This is a genomic window from Paenibacillus nitricinens (assembly GCF_052056485.1).
Classification (GTDB): Bacteria; Bacillota; Bacilli; order Paenibacillales; family Paenibacillaceae; genus Paenibacillus_AQ; species Paenibacillus_AQ nitricinens.
In genome coordinates this window covers 886,172-908,877 of record NZ_CP183948.1, presented here as the reverse complement: position 1 = coordinate 908,877, position 22,706 = coordinate 886,172, and the positions used below count along the sequence as shown (strand labels likewise).

At 43.5% G+C, this 22,706-nt stretch carries 19 protein-coding genes; 2 read left to right on the top strand and 17 right to left on the bottom strand.

Annotated elements, in window-relative coordinates:
• Positions 1–18 precede the first annotated feature (18 nt).
• The 3 genes from ACN6KS_RS04040 to ACN6KS_RS04030 form a co-directional block, all read right to left on the bottom strand.
• Positions 19–918 carry a carbohydrate ABC transporter permease gene (locus tag ACN6KS_RS04040; protein ID WP_094870022.1) on the bottom strand — a complete coding sequence of 300 codons (900 nt, stop codon included), beginning with the start codon at positions 916–918 and terminating at the stop codon, positions 19–21.
• Positions 919–990: 72 nt separating this feature from the next.
• Positions 991–2,307, bottom strand: coding sequence for an ABC transporter substrate-binding protein (locus ACN6KS_RS04035; RefSeq protein ID WP_094870021.1), 1,317 nt, complete (start codon positions 2,305–2,307; stop codon positions 991–993).
• Between the two features lie 58 nt (positions 2,308–2,365).
• Entirely contained in the window at positions 2,366–4,459 is a 2,094-nt protein-coding gene (locus tag ACN6KS_RS04030) for an amylo-alpha-1,6-glucosidase (protein ID WP_440961414.1), read from the bottom strand.
• A 233-nt stretch (positions 4,460–4,692) separates the two neighbouring features.
• On the opposite strand from ACN6KS_RS04030, the gene ACN6KS_RS04025 reads away from it, so the two are divergent.
• Complete coding sequence (locus ACN6KS_RS04025) at positions 4,693–5,703, top strand: LacI family DNA-binding transcriptional regulator (RefSeq protein ID WP_094870019.1); 1,011 nt, start codon at positions 4,693–4,695, stop codon at positions 5,701–5,703.
• A 94-nt stretch (positions 5,704–5,797) separates the two neighbouring features.
• Here ACN6KS_RS04025 and ACN6KS_RS04020 read toward each other — a convergent pair whose 3' ends face one another.
• From ACN6KS_RS04020 to ACN6KS_RS03970, 11 genes are all read right to left on the bottom strand, one after another.
• The gene (locus tag ACN6KS_RS04020) at positions 5,798–6,451 is read right to left on the bottom strand and encodes a M48 family metallopeptidase (RefSeq protein ID WP_094876818.1); all 654 of its coding nucleotides are present in this window, start codon (positions 6,449–6,451) and stop codon (positions 5,798–5,800) included.
• 99 nt (positions 6,452–6,550) lie between these two features.
• On the bottom strand, positions 6,551–7,996 hold the full coding sequence (gene gtfA / locus ACN6KS_RS04015) for a sucrose phosphorylase (RefSeq protein WP_094876817.1): 1,446 nt from the start codon (positions 7,994–7,996) through the stop codon (positions 6,551–6,553).
• A gap of 15 nt (positions 7,997–8,011) precedes the next feature.
• Positions 8,012–9,694 (bottom strand): alpha-glucosidase, encoded by a 1,683-nt coding sequence (locus tag ACN6KS_RS04010; RefSeq protein ID WP_440961413.1) that lies wholly within the window; start codon positions 9,692–9,694, stop codon positions 8,012–8,014.
• A 45-nt stretch (positions 9,695–9,739) separates the two neighbouring features.
• On the bottom strand, positions 9,740–10,576 hold the full coding sequence (locus tag ACN6KS_RS04005) for a carbohydrate ABC transporter permease (RefSeq protein ID WP_094876838.1): 837 nt from the start codon (positions 10,574–10,576) through the stop codon (positions 9,740–9,742).
• Entirely contained in the window at positions 10,576–11,460 is an 885-nt protein-coding gene (locus ACN6KS_RS04000) for a carbohydrate ABC transporter permease (protein WP_094876815.1), read from the bottom strand. Before ACN6KS_RS04000 ends, ACN6KS_RS04005 begins: the two co-directional genes overlap by 1 nt.
• A gap of 84 nt (positions 11,461–11,544) precedes the next feature.
• Entirely contained in the window at positions 11,545–12,840 is a 1,296-nt protein-coding gene (locus ACN6KS_RS03995; protein ID WP_094870014.1) for an ABC transporter substrate-binding protein, read from the bottom strand.
• Positions 12,841–13,159: 319 nt separating this feature from the next.
• Positions 13,160–14,152 carry a LacI family DNA-binding transcriptional regulator gene (locus tag ACN6KS_RS03990; RefSeq protein WP_440961412.1) on the bottom strand — a complete coding sequence of 331 codons (993 nt, stop codon included), beginning with the start codon at positions 14,150–14,152 and terminating at the stop codon, positions 13,160–13,162.
• A gap of 83 nt (positions 14,153–14,235) precedes the next feature.
• Positions 14,236–15,609: a hypothetical protein gene (locus ACN6KS_RS03985; protein ID WP_280788943.1), complete on the bottom strand. Its 1,374-nt coding sequence runs from the start codon at positions 15,607–15,609 to the stop codon at positions 14,236–14,238.
• A 118-nt stretch (positions 15,610–15,727) separates the two neighbouring features.
• Positions 15,728–16,324 (bottom strand): hypothetical protein, encoded by a 597-nt coding sequence (locus ACN6KS_RS03980; RefSeq protein ID WP_094876811.1) that lies wholly within the window; start codon positions 16,322–16,324, stop codon positions 15,728–15,730.
• A gap of 170 nt (positions 16,325–16,494) precedes the next feature.
• A complete protein-coding gene (gene bshB2 / locus ACN6KS_RS03975; RefSeq protein WP_440961411.1) occupies positions 16,495–17,148 on the bottom strand; it encodes a bacillithiol biosynthesis deacetylase BshB2 in 654 nt (217 codons plus the stop codon).
• A gap of 23 nt (positions 17,149–17,171) precedes the next feature.
• On the bottom strand, positions 17,172–17,516 hold the full coding sequence (locus tag ACN6KS_RS03970) for a YojF family protein (protein WP_440961410.1): 345 nt from the start codon (positions 17,514–17,516) through the stop codon (positions 17,172–17,174).
• A 280-nt stretch (positions 17,517–17,796) separates the two neighbouring features.
• Here ACN6KS_RS03970 and ACN6KS_RS03965 point away from each other — a divergent pair, with 280 nt between their 5' ends.
• Complete coding sequence (locus tag ACN6KS_RS03965) at positions 17,797–18,255, top strand: hypothetical protein (RefSeq protein WP_341133764.1); 459 nt, start codon at positions 17,797–17,799, stop codon at positions 18,253–18,255.
• An 81-nt stretch (positions 18,256–18,336) separates the two neighbouring features.
• Here the strand turns inward: ACN6KS_RS03965 and ACN6KS_RS03960 are convergent, their stop codons facing one another.
• The 3 genes from ACN6KS_RS03960 to gcvPA all read right to left on the bottom strand — a co-directional run bounded on the left by ACN6KS_RS03960 (position 18,337) and on the right by gcvPA (position 22,661).
• Complete coding sequence (locus ACN6KS_RS03960; protein WP_440961409.1) at positions 18,337–19,572, bottom strand: MFS transporter; 1,236 nt, start codon at positions 19,570–19,572, stop codon at positions 18,337–18,339.
• Positions 19,573–19,674: 102 nt separating this feature from the next.
• Complete coding sequence (gene gcvPB / locus ACN6KS_RS03955) at positions 19,675–21,234, bottom strand: aminomethyl-transferring glycine dehydrogenase subunit GcvPB (RefSeq protein WP_341133762.1); 1,560 nt, start codon at positions 21,232–21,234, stop codon at positions 19,675–19,677.
• Positions 21,235–21,257: 23 nt separating this feature from the next.
• A complete protein-coding gene (gcvPA, locus tag ACN6KS_RS03950; protein ID WP_341133761.1) occupies positions 21,258–22,661 on the bottom strand; it encodes an aminomethyl-transferring glycine dehydrogenase subunit GcvPA in 1,404 nt (467 codons plus the stop codon).
• Between the last annotated feature and the right edge of the window lie 45 nt (positions 22,662–22,706).

Here is a 22,706-nt window from a genome sequence, read left to right as displayed (position 1 = left end):
TACCACCTGATCGTCCTCCTAGTTCAGCTTCTCTTCGGAGAATAGCTTCCGCTGGATCAGCGTTACGATCATAATGACCGCAGCCAGCATGACAGCGAGCGCAGAAGCGTAACCGAAGTCGAGATTTTTAAACGCATACTGATAGATAAGCAGAGCCACCGTTAAGGTGGAGTTATTCGGACCGCCGGAGCCAGCCGAAAAAATATACGATTGATCGAATAGCTGAAAGGTACCGATGATTCCCATGACTACCGTGAAGAAGGTCGCCGGCTTAATCATCGGAAGCGTAATAGAAATAAAACGTCTAAATCCACCTGCCCCATCCAGCATGGCCGACTCGTACAATGCATCAGGGATATCCTGCAGTGCAGCTAAGAAGACTACCATAAAAAAAGGAGCAGTAGACCATATATTCATAAGCATGATCGCCTTAAGAGCGACCGCCGGATCTCCAAGCCAGTTGTAGCCATGCAAACCTACGAACTCAAGCACACGGTTCAGCAGACCGTTTGAATTGTAAATCCACATAAAAATAAGTGACAATACCGCCGAGGAAGTAACCGTCGGCATAAAAAAGACGATTCGGAAGAAATTTTTAAATCTAAGCTTAGCATTCAAAATAACGGCTAATAAAATAGCAAATGCAGTCTGCAAAGGTACAACGAACAGCGCAAAGGATGCCGTGTTTTTCAGCGCAATCCAAGCTCTCTCGTCACCAGCCATACGTGTAAAGTTATTGAATCCAACCCACTTGTAACTGACATCACCAAGTAAATTTACCTTATGTCCTGATAAATAGAGCGAATAAAAAACTGGCAGGAACAAAAAAGTGCCCAGTACAAGAATAGTAGGAAGCAGGAACAGATAGGCCGTCACATTATTTCTTAGCTTCTTTCTAAATGTTGAGACTTGAGTCATGCTTCACTTTTCCTTTCGGTTCAGAATGAAAGAAGGAAGGGGTGGTCCGAAGACCCTCCCCCTTCAATCCGTTTATTTTGCTGCTTCAATTTCCTTATTCGCTACATCTTCAGCTTTCTTCATGGCATCCTCAAGCTTGGAGTTGCCCATAAATGTATCTACAAATTGGTTATTGAAGTTATTAGTGATGGTAGGCAGCGTAGATGCGGCTTGCCATGGTGTTGCATAAGAGGCACCCGCTACAATTGCTCCACGCAGTTCGTCCTTGTCGTAGCCCAGCTCCTGTGCGACAGATTTCCGTGTAGGAAGTGCGAACCCTTTGCTGGTCCAGGTCTTCATTCCATCCTTTCCTGTCAAGAAAGAGATTAACTGCCAAGCCGCTTCTTTCTTCTTCGATTGCTTGTTCATTACATAAGCTACCGTAAAGGCCATTGTGCCTTTCGTACCATTCACCGTTGGAAGCTCAGCGGTAGCATAATCCAGATCCTTATAGTTGGATTCCAGGAATGGAATCGCCCAGTTGCCTTCGAATACGATAGAAGCCTTGCCTTGCCCGAACATTTCTCCACCCCAGCCAGCGCCTACTTCCTTAGGCTCACCGGAGGATTTATCAACGTTGTGCATATCTACAACAAGCTGCAAGCCTGGGAGTGCTTCTGCAGATGCGAAGGTTGCTTTGCCTTCTTCGTCAGAAACTTTTCCACCGAACGCTTGGATCATGAACATCTGACGTGCAAGCTCAGGCGCAACGCCGAAGCCATAACGAGTGATTTTATCTCCTTCTTTTTTGGTCAGCTTGATCGCGTCTGCTTTCAGTTCATCCCAAGTTGTTGGAGGCGTCGTAATTCCCGCTTCGGCAAAATCCTTTTTATTGTAGAACATAGCGAGCGTAGAGAAATCCTTAGGGAATCCGTAAGATACATCATCTTTCTTAAAAGCATCGACCATTGGCTGTTCAAAATCTGCAACATCAAACTCAGGTGTCACATAGCTGTCCAATGGCTCCAGCACATTAGCTTCAATGAGACCAGGCGCCTCAAATGCGTCCAGGTAGAAGACATCCGGGCCTTCTCCACCTATGAGTCTAGTCTTGATAACATCCATGTATTGATCGGCAATAACTTCGTAATTTACTTTCACATTCGGATATTTAGCTTCGAACTCCTTCAGCGTCTGATTTAACAGGTCCTGCTCTTCTGGACTCGCTCCCCAGCCTGCAAGTGTAATCGTAACCGGCTCATCCGTTGTCGGTGCTGCTGTTTCTTTATCTGTGCTATTGTTTGTTGCAGCCGTTCCTGCGTTACTGTTTGTTTTGTTGCCACCACATGCGGTCAACATTAGTCCAGAAACCAGCATCAAAGATAGAATTATTAACCCCGATTTTCTCATTTTCAATACAACCTCCTTAGTATTGTCAGGCTTTTTATATAAAAAAATTACGTATTGCCTATAGAATCACCAGTTCATAGCCAGTCTGGTTAGACAAAATCTCCAGCTTCGGCTCGTTATCCACACGACTAACTCGCAGGCTGAGCGTGCCATTGCCAATCTGTAATTGCTCCACCTTTAAGTCATTCATACCGTTTAGAAGTGCAGGCTTGATCGTAATTTGCCGGGTTAGGGCATTCGGTTGAAGACCAAGCAGTGCTTGCACGAAGGTCAATGGTGTTCCAGCCGCCCATGCTTGCGGAGAACAGGCTACCGGATAAGGAACCGGAGCACCGAGCTGGTCACTGTAACCACAATACAATTCAGGCAATCTGTAATATTCAAATTGGTCAGCTGCGTTCAGTAATCCTTGCATAACGGTGATTGCTTCCTCTGTGAACCCGGACTGACTAAGGCCAAGCAAACAGAGTGAGTTATCATGTGGCCATACACTTCCGTCATGGTAGCTCATCGGATTGTAACCTGTAGCCGCAGTACTCATGGTCCGAATACCGTATCCTCCGAAGAGATCAGGGGCTACCAGTCTTGCCGCAACTGCTTTTGCCCGCTCTGGCGAGGCGATTCCTGACATTAGAATATGTCCTGCATTCGAAGTAACGGAGTCTACCCGTTTCTTATCCTTATCCAGGGCGATTGCATAAAATTGCTCATCATTCATCCAGAAGTCTTCCTCGAAACGGGTTCGCAGCTGAGCTGCATCTTTTTCCATAACCTCTGCCTGTTCTTCGTGACCTAGGCTCTTGAAGATAGGAGCAAGTCGAGTCAGCGCCTGATACACATAACCTTGAACCTCTACTAGCGCGATTGGGGCCTCTGCATAATCACCATTACTATGAATGACGGAATCCGCAGAATCCTTCCACCCTTGATTGGCAATTCCCTTGGATGACTTCTGATAATACTCCACAAAGGAATCTTTATCATAATCGCCATATTCTTTAATCCAATTCAATGCAGCGTTGAGATGTGGCATTAACGAGCTAACAAAATCAAGATCTCCTGTCCAGTGGTAATACTCAGCGGTAAGCAGCAGAAACAGCGGTGTTGCATCGATTGTGCCGTAATAAGGTGTGAACGGAACTTGATTAGTAGCCGCTAACTCTCCATACCGGATTTCGTGCATCACTTTGCCTGGCTGCTCATCGCGCCACTCATCTTCCTTCTGGCCTTGGTAGGCAGCCATTGTAAGTAAGGTTCCCTTAGCAATTTGAGGATTCGAAGATAACATTTGCAGCGCTGCAATCAGGCTGTCGCGTCCAAAGGGAACGGAGTACCAAGGTAAGCCTGCAACCGGAAACTGCCCATAACCAAGGTCCGTGAGCAGCACCCGTAAATCTTGCACCCCTCGATGGTACAGCTTGTTAAATAACGGCATATCACTGCTGATGGAGGTCGATGAAGCATTCCAACTAGCGTAAGATGCTCTGAGCTTATTCATTGCTTCCTTAGGTTCATGCTGCAGCGGCTCGTTGCCATTTATCATCGGAGCAATAAAGAAAGCGATTTCAACACTCTCCTGATGCTTCAGCTCGACATCGAAATGTACCTCACCTGTCTCGCTTATTCGACTTTCCTGAGTATCCCATTTCACCTTGGTTTCTCTTAGTAACTCATCTGCCCCGAGATAACTGATCACTCTTTCACCTGGAGCACTTCGTTCACCCGTCTTACTTCCTAGCTTGCCATGCTGAAACCCACGAATCACGAACATATCTGTAAAATCCGCATCTAACAGCACAGAGAAATCGAATTGGATGGCTTTTGGATAATAACTTGTTAACTTGAAGGCCTCATATAATGCACCCTCATAAATAAAGCGGGTACGTTCAATCTCTACAGACTCACGCCATAAAATCAATTTACCGTCTTCCTCCATATGAGGATTGGTAAGACGAATGGTAGAGATATAATTCTCATCGGCAGCCGAGGATAACAATATCGGTCGCTGATTATTAATTCGGATTTCCATTCGGCTTAAGAAACGGGTATCTCTAGTATAGAGACCTAGACCCGATTGATCATTGTCCGGTATGTCCCCACTTTTGTCCGTCATTAGAAACAGATCATTTTCTTTAATAACTCGATAATTCAAAACTTCCCCTCATTTCTTCGCTGTGTATCCGAAACGTTTCGGAAAAAGCACAAAAAAATATATGTTTCAGATAATCTAATGCTCCACAGACTTACCAAAACGTTTCGGATAAGGTATAATCGAATTATAAATCATGATGAAAGCATTTACAAGATGCTTTTTATATTTTATTTTTTTAATATTTAAATACTACATATTGCCTTATTGTCCCTAAATATGAAGGAGGTATCGTAATGGTTACTATAAAAGATATTGCCAAAGCCGCCAGCGTATCCGTAACTACCGTCTCCCGGGCCTTAAATGGTTATGACGATGTTAACGAAGGTACTAGGCTCAAGATCCGAACTATTGCAGACCAATTAGGCTATAGCCCTAACATGGCTGCCAGATCGCTTATATCCAAAAAAACAAAAACGCTGGGTCTCCTACTCTCCAATGTTACAAGAGATAGCTCCAAAGACAATATAGCCTTTGAAGTATTATGCGGGATCAATGATCGTTCAGGAGAGCTGGATTATGACCTTGTACTTTTCAGCACAACCCCGCAAAAGCAAAGAGTGAAATCCTATAAGACATTATGCCAAGAAAGAGGTGTAGATGGTGTCATTATTATGGGGATTCGACTGGATGATCCCTATCTCAAGGAAATCGTATCCTCTGATATTCCTTGCGTGCTCATTGATATTACACTTGAAGGGCCAAATGTCGGTTATGTCACCTCTGATAATACAAAAGGGGCGCTTCAAGCAGTAACTCATCTGCTAGAGTCAGGGCATCGCCATATTGCTATGATTAACGGACATACCCAAGCAGATGTAGCACTTCTTCGATTAGAAGGTTACCGTCTCGCCCTTGAGAATTACAGTATTCCTTTTGACGAATCCCTCGTTTTTAATGGATTATTTTCCGAACAAGGAGGAAAAGAAGCTGCTCAGCAAATAATGTCCAGCCATCCTGAGGTCACTGCTATTTTTTGTGCAAGTGATTTGATGGCGCTCGGAGCTATGCAGGGTGTGAAGGAAGCCGAAAAATCGGTGCCCGAGGATATTTCAATTATAGGTTACGATAATATTGATCTGACAGCGTATTGCACACCCGCTTTGACTACAGTGAACCAACATAAATACGAGTTAGGAACCAACGCTGCTCAGATCCTCATAGATCTACTAGAGAAACAACAAGCTATTCATCATGTCATGCTTCCTAGCGAGCTAATAAAAAGAGATAGCGTTCGAACCCTTTAACTCCCTTTGGAAACCATTAAACAACTGAAAAAGGATTTCCCTTCATTAGGGACATCCTTTTGGTTGTATGAAATCATGAATCAATGCTAATTTATTACAGCGTCATAGCACGCCCATATCTAGCTAAATACTCTTCCTTCTCCTTATAATCCGGCATGAGGCTTCCAACCTTTCGCCAAAAAGAGCGGTCATGATTCATATGAAGTAAATGACACAGCTCATGGATGATTACATAATCGATAACCTCCACTGGAGCCATCGCTAAGCGATAGTTAAAGGTTAGCTTTTTATCCGAGCTGCAGCTTCCCCACTTGGTTCTAGACTCAACAATGTCAATCGTCTTAGGCTTTACTCTAAGCTGTGTCTGATATTTAGGGATCCGTTCGCCTACAATCTTCTTACAGCTAGCGAAATAGAATTTCTTCAGCTTAAGCTTAAGCTCTTCCTCATTTAAATCCCCTGTCTCTATTAACTCATGCAGCGAATAATATTTGCCTAAATACAGGAATTTACCCTCGTCTTCATACTCTTTGAGCTTTGGTGTTTCTCGGTTCGCTTCAATGCTCCGCAGCTTCTCCACTATCAATTTCCCATTACGCTCAACCACGCTTTTAATCGTCTCTTCACTTGTTTTCTTGGGAGCTTTGAGCGTTATACGCCCTGAAGAATCTATATGAATGGAGATTTTCTTGCCGTTTCCATACTGAACATTAAACTCGATCACCTGATTGTCGTACTCAATCTTCATACCCACCATCGTTTCTATAAGGTTATTCGCAAAAAAAGGAGAACGCGTTTAAGCGTTCCCCCTATTTTAACATGATTCATCAATACACTGGATACTACCTTATAATACAACCCTTTCCCAATCCGCTAACTTTTCTTTTTGTGAAATCGTAAATGCCTTGGTTAACAGATTCGCTTCCAATTTCGCTTCGTTCAACAGATTTTTCCAAGTTATCACCACATTATTCTCATCCAACTGTTCAATCTGTATATCTCCATCAAAGGCTGGATTACTATTTCTGAATTTCAAGATATTAAAGAGCTTCTGCACGACTGGGCGCTCAACCTCAACATCTATCTCTTCTTGAGTATAATAATGCCGATTAATATTCCGTCCTTCTTTGGTCTTCTCCAGAAGCTCTATATCATTCACTCCAGCCAGTAACCCCACATAATAGATCTGCGGTATACCCGGTGCAAAGCATTGGATGGCTCTCGCCAGCAAGTAAGCCTGATCATCATTACCAAGTGCTGAATAATAAGTACAGTTGATTTGGTAAATATCAAGGTTGTTATACGCTTCGGTGCTGTATATTTTTTTGACATTAGCGCCTTGGCTATAAAGGCTTTCTCTTGTCATTTCTGCTTCTTCATCACTCAAAAGATCCTTTACATCCACCACACCAATACCATCATGCGTGTCTAGTGTTGTAAACTGTTTTCTCGGGCAAATCTCCAGCCAATGCACCAACCGGTTTACTTTCCCACTAAATAAAGCATGCAGCACCAACATTGGTAACGCAAAATCATATACATAGTAATCCTGTTCTGCAATTTTTAACTGGATGCTATAATGCTCATGAATTTCCGGCAAAACGGTCACGCCGTAAGGGGCAACGGTCTGCTCAGAGTGATTCAGCATCTCCCAAATATCCGGCTCAACAAAGAAACAATTCGTACCGATTTTTTTGTTGGCATATGCGAAAGCATCTAGTCGAATAATCGAAGCTCCTTTTTCAGCCAAAAACGTTAGATTGTCCGTTATGAATTTCCGCGTCGTTTCTGTAGTCACATCCAGATCAATCTGCTCTTCATCAAAGGTACACCATACTTTTTCCAAGCTACCATCCTTAAAGGTAACCTCTACGTATGGAGCGCGTGGTTTACGCTTATAGATTAAATCCACATCTTCCTGAGTGGGCTCCCCGTTCGGCCAAAAATCCTTGTACCGGATAAACAGATCCGCATATTCTGATTCATCCTTTTTCTCAAGAAAGTCCTGAAAATAAGGAGATTGTCTTGAGATATGATTAATCATAAAATCAAACATCATATAGAAATCCTTACTCATGGCTTCGACGTCCGCCCAATTGCCAAATGCCGGATCAACCTTGGTATAATCCATTGGTGCAAATCCTCTGTCACCCGAAGAAGGATAAAACGGTAGTAAATGAACACCTCCAACGACGCCTCGCAGATGCTTATCTAATATTTCGTTTAATTCTTTTAAATTACGCCCGAGGCTATCTGCATAGGTAATCAACATAGCTTCATTCTTAATTTGCATCATAAATCCCCCTATTTAGATTTCGGCTGCATCTGCACTCTTTTCCCCTTTGCAGATCAATGCCTCATAAGGCCTCAACAGACCCTTATCATGATTATTAAGGTTAGACAGTACAATATGGCCTGCAAGAGGATCAGTTAACGGAATGGTTTGATCCGTAAAATTACAGATTACCGTCCAACACTCATTCCCGTAAGTTCGAACATATCCGCCTAGCTCATTCGAGTCCACATAAATCTCATGATAATTACCATAAATTAACGCTTTATTGTCCCGTCTCAGCTTGATTAATTCCCGATAAAAATGAAGGATAGAATTATCGTCTTGTAGCTCGTCCTCCACATTAATCGATGAGTAATTCGGATTCACATTAATCCATGGCTCCCCATTCGTAAATCCGGCCATAGGTTCTGAACTCCATTGCATCGGTGTGCGGCCCTGATCCCTGCTTCTGATCGCTAAATAGTTCAGGATATCTGCCTCAGACTTACCCCGTGCAGTTTCATTACGGTGATAATTTAAGCTCTCAATATCTCTATACTCTTCAATTGAAGCCATGAAATAATTGGTCATTCCAATCTCTTGTCCTTGATAAATAAAAGGTGTTCCTCGCATTAAGAAATAATAGGCAGCCAGCATTTTAGCTGAGTCTTTATGGTATATCCCGTCGTTACCGAATTTTGAAACCGAACGCACATGATCATGATTCTCCATAAAAAGTGCCATCCAGCCCTTATTGGCTGTCTCAAGCTGCCATTTAGATAACGCGTGCTTAAATTCAGTCAGCTTCCAAGGATGATAGATTCCTTTAGCCATTGGCTTGGCATCCAGATCTACATGATCAAATTGAAATATCATATTAAAGACGCCGTTCTGCTCATCTACATATTCATGAATTTGCTCTATCGGAACTCCAGGAGCTTCAGCAACCGTCATCACATTGCGAGGTTCAAGAACCTCCTGTTTCATCTCGTGAAGAAAATCCAAAATTCCGGATTGATTCAAACAAGCTTCTGCCAGAGGAACATAGCGGCGGTCGTCTTCAGACTTAAGGTGCGGAAATTGCTGATTCTTTTTAATAAATGTGATCGCATCAATACGAAATCCGGCTATTCCCCGGTCAATCCACCAATCCATCATAGAAAAGATGCTTTGACGAACTTCAGGATTCTCCCAATTGAGATCCGGTTGTTTCTTAGAGAAACAATGTAAATAATATTCCTGTGAGGTCTCGTCATATTCCCAAGCTGAACCCCCAAAATTCGATTCCCAGTTGGTAGGCTCCTGGCCATCGTTCCCCGGCTTCCATATATACCAGTTACGCTTTGGATTGTCCTTAGAGCTTCTGGACTCCATAAACCAAGCATGTTCATCAGAGGTGTGATTCGCTACCAGATCCATGATCATACGAATTCCGTACGCTTCCGCTTGTGTGATCAATTCGAGCATATCTTCCATACTTCCAAACTCATCCTGAATTTTATAGAAATCCCGAATATCATACCCATTGTCATCATTAGGTGAATCGTAGACCGGACACAACCAAATAACATTGATGCCCAAATCCCTTAAATACCCGAGCCGGTTAATGATTCCACGCAAATCCCCTACTCCATCTCCATTTGAATCCTGAAAACTCCGGGGATAAATTTGATAAACCACACTTTCTTTCCACCAGTTGCTGTCTCTAATCTCCATAACTCCACACTTCCTCCAGCACCCGAGTCTAGGGCATTCTTTATCTTATTTAATTGCTCCTTGGCTAACGCCTCTTATGATGTAACGTTGACCAAACAAATAAGCAATAAGAATCGGCAAGATCGTTAACAGAAGTGCTGGGATCAACAGCTCCCAGTTATTCATGTACGTTCCGTTAAACACCTTCATCTTAATAGGCATTGTAAAATGGTTATCCTTAGTCAGTACCAGTGAAGGTAGCAGATAATCATTCCAAATCCATAACACATTCAGAATCGCAATGGTCACTGATGTTGGAGCCAACATAGGCAGTACAATCTTAAAGAATGTTTGTCTACGATTACATCCATCCAGCAGAGACGCTTCTTCCAATTCATAAGGAATCGACTTCACAAAACCATGGTACATAAATACCGATAACGCACTTCCGAAGCCGATGTAAAGAATAATCAATAATGGAATAGGCGCTGCATCGATCCAGTGAAGTTTTGCCCCGTAGATATAAATCAGAGGAATCATAATGGACTGAAACGGAATAATCATGGAAGCCACCATTAGTGCGAAGAAACCATTATTGAATTTAGTCGAATGTCTCACCATGTAATAGGCGGTCATTGCTGCAAAAACACCAATGAATAGGACACTGAAAAAGGTGACTACGACTGTATTTCTAAACGAGACAAAAAAATTCATTTTATCAATGACTTCAGCAAAATGCCCAAAGTTTAAGCTGGTCGGCAGTGAAAAGGGGCTTTCGAGAATTTGACCATTGCTCTTGAAGGAATTGACGATCATAAGAAAGAACGGAAAAACAAAAATGATGAAAAACATAACCAAAAATAAATACGTCAGAATCACGGAAGTTTTTCGTCTAGCATTCATCATGCAGCAACCTCCAATTTCTTACTGAAATAAACCTGCAGACCCGTAACAATTGCAACGATAGCAAACAGCACAAAGGCTTCCGCTTGACCCACACCATAATTATTTTCGATAAAAGCCTTTTTCACCACATGCATCGATACCATGGTTGTACTATCATAGGGTCCGCCTGCTGTTAGAGAATAGTTAACGTCGTAAACCATAAAGGCATTCTTCAGCGTTAAAAAGATGGTAACTACAAAGGAAGGGACCATCAGCGGTAAAGTAACTTTTCTCAACCGTTGCCATCCATTGGCGCCATCAATCGTGGCTGCTTCCACTACATCCTTTGGCACATTAACTAAACCAGCCACAAAGATGATCATCATATAGCCCGCAGATTGCCAGATCGACACGATAACAATGGCCCAGAAAGCCAAATGTTCATCCCCTAGCCACCCTAAACGCAGCCACTCTATCCCGAACTTCTCACCAATAGAAGGCATAGTTTGTACGAATATAAACTGCCAGATGTAACCCAAAATCAAGCCGCCAATCAAATTCGGTGTGAACAGAGAGGTTCGAAAGAAATTTTGCATCTTCACTCCGGAAGTCACTAAATAAGCCAATATAAAACCGAGAATATTAATGATAATAACGGTTGTCACAACAAACTTAACGGTCAATAAAAGAGAATCCCAAAACTTGGAATCCGTAAATGCTGTCTTATAGTTAGCTAAACCTGAGAACTCTATCGGATTTAATGGAGAGGTCATATTGGTAAAGGTCAGATATAATCCATATGCAAAAGGAATCAGTACTGCAATCGTAAAGAAAATGATCGTGGGACCGGTGAAAAATAACTGGTTGCCCATTCGTTTGATCAGACGTTTTTCTGATATCATACGTTTAGCACACCCCTAATTGCTTTAAGGAGGAAACAGGCGAGAGTGAACCCAACCCGCTTCCCCAATTCAGCAAATGATTAATTACTTTTGGCTTTTGTAATAGGTTTCAATAGCTTTGGCAAGATCGGCACGGGATTCTTTTTGAGCGATATATTTCTGAATATCCGGTGCAAGAATGTTACCCCAATCTTCCACCTTCACATAGTTTGAACTGAACGGCATCGTATTGCCGGCTACCACAGCATCCGCAATCGCTGATCCGAGTGGATTGTTCACTTTCAAAGTGTTGTTCTTAAAAGCGGAGACCACTTGTGACTGATTCACCAGAAAATCTTGACCTTTTTCATCGTATACGAGCCAATTCAGGAACTTCTTAGCTGCTTCTTGCTCAGCCGGCGTTGCCGCTTTATTAATGACCAGGATATTAGTTGGACCTGCCGCAATCTTATTGTTAAGTGGATTGTCTGGATTGTTATCTACCGGAACAGGTATAAATCCGAAGGATTCTCCACTAACGGCTTGCAATGAATCATAGGCCCAGTTTCCGTTAAACAGAATAGCTGACTCCCCTTTACCCACACTTACATGCGCATCGTCATAGTACTTGCCCAGTGGACGTTCACCATATTTGTTATATTCTTTCGATACCAGTAGATCCATCGTATCGTAGTAACCATTCCAAATATCATTACTTGCTAAATCGAATGTTCCCGCTTTTAGTTGATCTACAATTGTGTTTGGATCTTCTGCCTGATTCACAAACTGTGTACTGTAATGGTTCGCTACAGACCAGTTTTCGGTTTGATAGGCAACCGGATATTTCACACCGGAAGCTTTAATTTGATCTAATAATTCTTTTAGTTTGTCACGGGTATTAATAGAATGCGGATCGAAAGTGCCGCCAACGGCCTTATCAAGTACACTCTTGTTATATACGAGACCGAAGCCTTCTATTGAGAATGGAAAGCCGGCAATTTTCCCCTCTGCGTCTTTAACGCCATAAACCGTTTCTTCATTCCATTTCTCACCTGAAAGATCTATACCGAAATCCTTATATTTGTTCACAATGGAATCGGGGGACATCATCGCCATAGTTACCGTTTTACCGGATGCCGTAAGTTTATCCAGCAAGTTAACGGTATCACCAACAGCTCCAGAGACAGCCTCAACCTTGATATTCGGATTCGCTGCCATGAAATCTTTAGCTGCTTGTTCCCATTGGGAAGCGATTTCACCTTTTCCGTTCGTAATAATTATGCTGACTTGTTCATCCTTCGAGTTCGCTGCCGGACTTGATCCCGCTCCGTCGGATCCACCACAAGCTGTCAATGAAACAGCAAGCAAAAGAACAAATAATAAAACAGATATCTTTTTCAAACAAAACCCCTCCATTTTGTGCTTTTTTTATATGCTAGACCCCTATAAAAGTCTGAACATCAGATTGATACCGTTTTCATTAATTCAAAAATCCCTTCATTCATTTAGCTGCTTTATATCCTAGAAAGCTTTCTTGCCTGTATTGTAACATCACTTGGTATCGGTTTCAATATAATTTAAAGCTAAGTTTATAAATTATTCAGAACAACCACTGATAAACAAGGTTATTGCAGTTAATTATTGATCATATACAAGTGGTATCGATACCAATAAAGAAAACTAAAAAAGCGAGTCTGCATTGCAAATTCGCTTATCAGTGTTAAGTAGATTCTCGGACTACCAGTTCAACCGGAAGCTCATAAGTAACTGGCTCTACATTGGAATCATCCAGCATCTTCATAAGAACTTCCCCTGCCTTACGCCCCATCTGCTCTATAGGCTGCCGTATAGTCGTTAATGCGGGATCCAGCATTTCAGCGAGGGGCTGGTCATCGAAACCAATGATCGCCAGATCTCGTGGGATACTTAACCCTTCCTTTTTTGCAGCCATCATCAAGCCACCAGCAATTTCATCACTGCCTGTAAACACGGCGGTTGGACGATCCTTCATTTCAAGCAAGAGCTTCATTACTCTTTTCCCATCTTCAATGGTATGCTGGTTGACCAAAATCCAGTTAGGATTCACTTGAATCCCGGCTTCTTCCAATGCTTTTTGATAACCTAGGTTACGGTCTTTATCTTTCCCGACCTCGGTAAACAGACCTCCCGTACAGTAAGCAATTTTACGGTGACCTCTTTCAATTAGGTGCTTGATTCCTAAGTATGTACCTTTAAATTGATCCAGCCGAATCATCGGAATTTTTGCATGACTCACATATTCATTACATAACACAATAGGCCCAAATTCAGTGTACGGTTCAATGACTTCCCAATCATTCTCAATAGATGCCATGATGATACCGTCCGCTTGTTTGGTCTTCAACAAATTTAGATAGGTTAACTCTCTCTCCTTATCCTCATTAGTCTGGCATATCAAGGTTTGGTAGCCGTTTCTGTAACCAACCTTCTCTATGGAATCAACTAAGTAGGAGAAAAAAGGATTCACAATTCTAGGAACTACGACAGCTATCGTTGTTGTCACTTGTCCTCTTAATCTTCTTGCCGAGAGATTTGGTGTATATTCAAGCTCTTCCATTGCTTTTAATACCAATTCTCTTTTATCTGCTGAAATATGAGGATAGTTATTTATTACTCGGGATACGGTTGTCTTAGACACTCCTGCTAGACGCGCCACATCTAAAATATTTGCCATTTCTACACTCACTCCAGATAGGGACAGTTTTTGAAACCAGTTTCAATCATTTTATCTTATAATATAAAAAAATGAAAGGGTCCTCAATACACTGGATATCCTGCCACAAACATCGCTAAATACAAAAGACTCCCCACAACAGAAACTACAGTAAGGATAGCATCCTTTGATTTCTCTTCAGTGAGCGCAACAGCAGCAAAAGCTAGTGGAAATGCAACAAGCAAATACCGCGGGGCTGACAGCAGCCAGGTAGCTCCCACTACGAACGCAAAATACACGATGAAATAAGCGGTGTATGAAGGTCGTATCTTTTTTGCACCCAAGAACATGATAATAAGTGCTGAGAATATAGCGATTAAATTGGGCAGCCATAAGCCGAGAAAAGAACGACTATCTCCACTCTTAAAGGTGCCCACAGCATATTCTATCTGATATCTTACCGTATCAAAAAAGAGATAAAACCGCTGAGACCAATGCTCTCTCTGATAAATACTGAACTGAAACGCATTTCCCGTCACATGATAATTAATAAACAGATAGGCCAGCAAGCCCATTGATATGATAGCGAGAAAACTGACGGCGCTGATGATTCTATGTATAAAGGCTTTGTTACTTAATCGCTTATAGTTGCCCATCAGATCCCGTCCAAATTCAATCGCAACCGGTACAATCAGAAGCACTCCGGGAGAACGTGTGTATGCTGCAAGTGCACCGCATAAGCACCCGATCAGCCATTCCTTTTTTCTCACAAAATATAAACACATCAACGATAGGGCTAGAAATAAAGATTCGGTCATCGGAATGAAGAAAAAGAACGCGGCAGGGAATATAAAAATATACTTCACAACTCGCATGGCATTCTTTCGATGCATGTCTAATGCTGCCAGTTCATAAGCAACCAATGCAGCGACAATCGATGAGATATTGGAAACGATGAATCCAGCGACAAGATAATTGCCTACGAATACCTGAACTACTTTAATTAAATTTGGGAGAAAAGGAAAAAACACAATATGGAACTTTGGATCTCCCTCTGTCACGTACCAGTTCTCGGCAATCCCCAGATAACTTGAAGCATCGATCCCAGAAATATGCCAAGTCTCGGCGATTTTGCTAAACAGGCCGCCTGAATAACCATTCTGTATAATCAAAAATGCATAACCGATGAGCATAAGCAGGATACGACTCGCCAATATCCATCCAATAATATAAAGCCACGCCTGTCTTCTATCTTGCTCCTTACTCTTCCAAGTCACTTCAGGTGCTGGATTCGTCAAAAGAAAATCCGTCAATACAGGTATAGTGCGGAGCCCCAATAGCGCAAAAAGCCCGAAACAGACCACAGAAGCGAGGGTGCCCAGCATGGTCCAGCTCTGAGTCGAAATGGCCCAGTAAATAGCCGTCACCATCATAACAAGTATGAAGATGAAGGAAATGATTTTGTCGTGCTTTTTCATTTGATCCTCCAGTTATTTAGTCCGAACAATTGTTTAGGGAAAAAAGGATATAATTACCTATAGAAATATAATAGTCCTTGTGTATTTTTTTGTAAATCACATCTTATCTCTTCGTTCCTTACTCCCTCTCATAGCTGAAATAAAAGTTCAAAGGCAATTCATCATCACCTTGAAAACTGTTCGACATCCTATAGGTTATATACAATTTATCCTCGCCCTTGCCGTATGACCATGATTCTTCGATAGAGCCTGTTAATGGCTTTAGCGGAAGAGCCATCCTGTCAATCGTTTGGACTGATTTCTCGACTTTTTCAGCCTCTTCATCTTCCACAGGTTTGTAATGCTCCAGAAAAGCGCGCACCAGTTCTCTCGCATTTTGATAGCCGCTTTCCGATCTGGGAAAAACGGTTCCTACCCGATAACCAATGATTTTATTGGTCTTAACATCTACCACAATCTGCTGTATAAATTCCTTTTGATTCACGGATAAGATATCATCCTGCATAATTGTACCCAAGGTTGTATCGTATTCACCCACAGTATCCGCAATTTGCAAAGCAGCAAGCCCTTCTTCACGCGGCTGCATGAACACAGCCCGATGCTCTTCCACATGTGTGAAAAGCTCTGCATACTTGGGTCTTTCCTTACTGCATGCAGTGAATACCAGCAAAAGAATGACTATTCCACAAAGGAGATTGAAATATGATTTTTTCAAACGAATACACCTCCTGGCCTAACGAAACCGGTTTGGTTAATCGACCTCCTAAACCTTACCATATATTCGAAAAAGACACAGCTATTCATGCCTTATATTAGAAAAATAAAGCATGCCCACAGCAGTGGGTCCCAAAGAAAAAGCCCGAGCGTTTATGCCCGGACTTAATATCATTCAAATGGATAGATCCAGAAATGCTCTGTTCCAAAACGATCTTGGATTTCTTTATCCTCTAGCGTTTTGCTGCCTAACAGTTCAGCGGCTTGGAATTGGGATTTATGCGCCTGAATGGACGCCATCTTTTGCTTCAGGAAATCTTTCACATCAATGGTGACCTGAGGCTTTCCAATCTCTTCAATATTATTGGCAAAAGCTATGCAGTGCACAGGTGGTCTTTCTGCCTTAGGCAGTCTTCCAACGGTTCGAGCCACCGCAGCTCCGGTCGCATCATGATCAGGATGAACGCTGTACCCCGGATAGAATGTAAGGATCAGTGAGGGATTAAGCTCCTTCAGAAGCGCATCAATGTGGCTATCTAGCAGCGCTTGATCCTCAAATTCAATCGTCTTATCGTGGAAACCAAGCATTCTCAAATCCTGTATTCCAATCGCTCGGCAGGATTGTTCCAGCTCCTTCTTACGTATCTGTGGGAGGGTTACCCGGTTTGCAAATGGCGGAACGCCCATATTCCGGCCCATCTCTCCAAGTGTCAGACAAGCGTAGGTGACTTGGGTGCCGTTTTGCACATGCTTAGCAAGCGTTCCAGAGATACCGAAGGCTTCGTCATCCGGATGCGGTAATATAACTAGAATATGTCTTTCCACTGAACTCCTCATCTCCTCTACCATTAGAACGGCTCCCGGCTTAATTGTAAAGATACGACCAGTTTGCCTTGACTGTCATGCCCGGCCAGAATCAATCTTTCTGTCTCACTCTCTTCATAGTGAGTTAATCCTTCCGAGTACACCCAGCCCTGTGACATTTTTAAGCCGACCCGATAAGGTCCATTGCCGGAAATCGAACCATGGGAATATCGGATCACAGCATTAGTAATGAAAGTAGCCGCCGGATGTTTAGAACTATCGAAATGGGCAGCGTATGCTCCCGTTGTCATCTCAAGATGGATATACAGATCCTGATCTTTAAGCAGGTCGATCCTATCTTGTATTTCGGATTGATTGATTAGCTGCAATGTCGCGCCTCCATATCTGAATGAATATATTCATACGAAAAATAAGATCCATACCTTATAAAGGACGGATCTGTTAAATGATAAGCGGGTCCGTATTTCTCATCAAAGTATAACTTCCAAAGCTTTGTAATTCAATGGTTACTCCTGATAAGGGGCCCTACGTCTTCACTAATAGAGCAGTATAGGAACTTGATCAAGCATCGAGATCTCAATATATGGTAAAATTAATGAGGATAATAACTGTATAGAATTTGAATTACAGGAGAAAGGATGGAGCGACTTGGGATTTCATCAAACATCTTTTTCAATCAAATATCCAAACGTAATGAAAACATTAATTGCAATGTGTTTTTTTGAAGTTTCCTTGATAATTACTATGTATAATAGTACTAGCCGCACATCTGAATTTCTATTCTTCTTTCCAAGAATATGGTTCATCTTTATCTTCATTATTATCATATTTGTACTTTATCGATGGATTAGTTCTAAGAGTATTACAATTGGCGACAATTATATTGTTTCTTTAAATAAGAAAAGATACGATGCGGATGAAATAAGCTCAGTATTTATCGATGGTGAACGAATTGGATTTAAGACTGTTGATAAAAAGTTAGTTCCAATACAGCTGTACTTTACTTTTAAAAAAGAGAATACGGTTAATGGCATGAACGAAATTAAGGAGTGGGCACAAAGAAACAACAAGCCCATAAGATATAAATTCTTCTTTGGATGGATTTAAGCAAAGGGGCGTCCTATATCCATTTTATATGGGTTTTAGACAGCCCCTTATATATTTATGCATGCTGCTGTTCAGATTAAATTATTCTTTCAGCCTTTTATCCAGAATTGGGCGTATGAACCAGATGTAATAAACTAGACAGAGTAGCAATACTACAGATGTCAGAAAAAAGGGGATTTCATAATCCTGTCCAATCAAAATCCATCCGGTAAGCAGAGCGGCGCCGGATGATCCGAGGCTCCGAAACACGGATCTCATCCCTGCGTAGAGATTCCTCTCCCGCTCCTTAAAGGCAGACATCAACTGACTGTCCAGCAGATTAGACAGCATCGTAAGCCCTCCCCCGCGAACCAGAAACACAATTGTGAACATCCAGACCGGCATAGCCCAGGATAAAGAGGCGAACACGAGTATGTTAACCAAAAAGACAGATACGATGGCCACATTGTGGCCAAAACGCTCTAATACATAAGGCGTCATTAAAGAAGCTGCAAACAAAACAGCTCCGCTTACCGCCAGCAGAATTGACACTTTATCATCCATCCAGTTCAGTCTATACTTCACAATTACATTAAGAAATGACCCCGTGATGGCTATCGCTCCTCCGAGCAGGGCCATGAATACCGAGAACAGCCAGAGTGTGCCGGAAGGCAGCTTCTTCCTCAAGCTAGAAACTTCACGGTTCACTTCCAGAACTTCAGACGTTCTAACCGTTTCGTTTTCCCTCCCCTCAGAGGGAAGCCAGAGTCCTCTAATCATACTGTGAACAACGAAAACCAGTGCAGCAAGCAGCAGCGTAAGCACATATCCTTCCCCGCTATCAGCCAAATTCGGCAGATATCCGGCAGCCAGGGTTCCTGCCCCTGTAAATGCCGTAAACACGGCAAACATCAGGGAGAAGGCACTTGCTTCTTCCTTGCGCGAGGCACAATAGTGGAATAGCAACTGTACCTCAGTCGTCTCTACAAGAGTAAGCCCGATCGAGACCAAAGCTTGAGCCAAATAGAATATACTGGAACGATTACCTATCGCATAGAGTGCACTCCCTGCTGCTATAAACAGGATGCCAGATACCAGCAGCTTTTTACGTCCTATACGGTTTGCTGATATGGATACAGGAATAGCCAATGCCCCCATGATCAGTATGCCTATGGACATGAGCAGTCCGATTTCATCCTCCTTCATTCCTTTGGACAATAAATGTAAATTAAGAACTAGCGAATACATACCGATGCCGATGCCATACATAGCTTCGGTCATAAGAAACCGGCGGACGCCGACGGACAGACGCAGCAAGTCCCTCATATACCCAGACATAACCATAACCCCTTTCCATGGTGATACAGTCAAACAGGAAGGGCTCCGAACGGAGCCCTTCTGCTTTCCAATGTATTATTAATAAATGTGTGGGGCCAAACCCTATACAGGCTCTGTCTTCTTAAGATAAGCCCGCCACGTGATACACCATTCTGCAGGATCATCTAGAGAAGATTCCACATTCCGGTGAACGGTGCTGCTGTGCGGAGCTAACTTAACGATATGCGGCTGCGTGTAAGCTTCATTCGAAATATGGGCCAGCGTCTCGATATATTCATCAAGATCTTCCTTCGAATAAGATTCGGTCGGCTCCAGCGTAAATGGCTGCGGAACGATGTACGGATGATGGGACGTCCAATAGTGCAGGCCGAAATCACACATCCGACGGGTGATATCTTCTGTCGTTACCCCAGTCTCATCCGTAAGCTGTTTCCAACTGTACCTTACCTGTTCAAGACGCTGACCTTTCATGTAAGGCGCGCTGGCTCCGCGGATTTGCAGAATTTTGTGATACAAGTAATTATTATTCAGGACAGCGATTTGAGCCACATTCTTAAGGCCGTCTGGGCCCAGGCTCATAATCCAGGCGTAGGAGCGTAGCACAGTCTGGGCCACGCCGTGGAAGCTGCGGACTTTACCGATACTGTCATCGCTTTGCTCTGCAAGGACATAATGGCTGCCGTCCCAGTCAACAAGCGGCCCCGGCAGGAAACGCTTAAGAGCATCGATTACCCCAAGAGCGCCTGTAGCTGGTCCCCCACACATATGAGGCGCGGCAAAGGTCTTATGCAGGTTGAAGAAACACATGTCAAACCCGGCTTCCTTGGCCCGGGTGATGCCGAGCAGTCCATTTGCGTTTGCCTGATCGTAGAAGCAGATTCCGCCTGCTTCATGAACCACGTCCGTGAACTCACGGATACGATGGTTGTAAATGCCGGTGTCTTCCGGATTGGCCACGACGAAACCTGCTGTGCGTTCGGAGACAGCATTCTTCAGCTTCTCAAGATCAGGAAATCCGTCTTCATCCGGATGCAGTGTAATAACCTTATATCCCTTAACCGCTGCGGTTGCCGCTTGAGATGGATGTGAGAAGATGGTCGTAATGATCTCATCCCGCTGATCTCCCTCGCCACGTGAATCGTGATATGCACGGACAATAGAAGCCATAGCCAAGAGGGCTTGAGTGCCACTGCTTGGCTGAAACGAGAAGGCGTTCATCCCTGATATTTCACGCATCGCTAGGTCCAGCTTATAGTAGATTTCCAGGATACCCTGAACCGATCCGGCATCCTGCAGAGGATGCAGCTCCATCAGATTAGGGGTACGTATAAGCATTTCATTGATCCGGGGGATATATTTCATCGTACAAGTCCCCTGTCCGATCTCTACGTTAAAATCGGAACCCAAAGTCTCTTGGGAGAGTCTTAAATAATGCCTAAGAACTTTGGCCTGACCAATCTCAGGCAGTGCTGGTGCTTCTTTTCGCCGCATGACTGATGGAATTCGGGCGGAGCCTTGGCCGACAACTTCGGCAATTCCAGCCTCGGTGTATGGTGGGATCACTCCGCGCTCCCCTGACCGATGAAGCTCAAAGATCACCGGTTCATCCCATTTGGCCTGGTGAAAGCGGCGCACCTTGTGGTCTCTACGAATCCGTTTCATGACTTTCCTCCTCCTCTTCTATGCTACTGATTCTTGTAGACAATGCGCCCTATAGCTAACGCAAGCCGGTTCAGATCTGCCTGCATATGAATTTCAGTTACACAGTAAAGGGCACATTGTCCCCACTGAGGATAAGCGGATGACAGATCTTTTCCTCCAAAAATCCCTTCTTCCAAAAGGCGCTTGTTAATCTCAGCAACAGATATGCCGGTCTCGTTAAAATCTAAGACAAATTCTTTGAAAAAAGCTGTATCTTTAAACCGTAAAGAGACACCAGGAATGGCACACAGCTTATCCGCCGCATATTGGGATTTCTGCATAATGGTCTCCCCTATTTCCTGCATACCCACTGGTCCAAGCAAGGAGAGATAAACTCCGGCGGTAATCCCCCATAGTGCTGTCTGTGTTCCCACTGACTCCTTCCCCTTCTCCCGGAGGGCAAAGGATGTACGCTCATAGGCCACATCGCCAAAGCCGTATTCCCCTTCCACTTCTGTGGGAACAATACCGAACAGGCGGGACGGATATTCCATCACATATTTCTCTTCATCCCGAGTAGCAATGAATCCGGCTTGACCTCCGCCATAGTTCATGTGCATGCCCAACGGTTGCAGATCCCCACAAACAATATCAGCGCCGTAACGACTTGGAGGTTCCATTACACCAAGAGAGATCGGATCAACGCCCACAATAGAGATTGCGTTCACCTCGTGCACAAGCGCAGATATTTCAGCGCCTTGATCCTCAATAACGCCGAGGTACCCCGGATTCTCGAAGTAGAATGCCGCCGTTCCTTCCTCAAGCTTGCTCTGCAGATCATCCAGATCTATCTTTCCTGTCACTGGATCAATCTCCACGTACCGAATTTCCATTACAGGTGTACAGTAATTGCTAATGATCTTGGCTTTATCCGGATCGACAGATCTGGAGAGCAGCGCAATGCTGCGACCTGTAATTCGGCCTGCCATGCGGATAGCCGTGGAGGCCGCTTGTGCCCAGTCGAAGGTAGGAACGTTAACTACATCCATATCGACGAGCTCAGCCATCAGACTCTGATACTCGAACAAAGCCTGAAATCGACCGTGGTCTTCGTAAGGCTCTCCGGCATAAGCCGTCACGAACTCCGATCGTTGGTTAATTTCGTCGCATACTGCCGGAACGAAATGCTGCCAGCATCCAGCTCCGAGGAAGTTGATATAATCAGCGCCATGCTTGTTCTTCGCAAGCAGAGCCTCAATATGCCGGCGAAGCTCATATTCATGCATAGCCGGAGGAAGATTCATCTCCCGCTTGAGTTTTAGACTGTCCGGAATCGCATCATGAAGCTGGTCGATGGAGCTCAAGCCGATTTCCTTCAGCATCGCCTCCTGGACTTCCGGTACTGTGTTCGGAATATAGGGATGGGCATACGTTCTGTGTTCAGACATGCTTAACGCCTCCGTCCTTAAAAGGTTGTTTAAATGAAATGATTC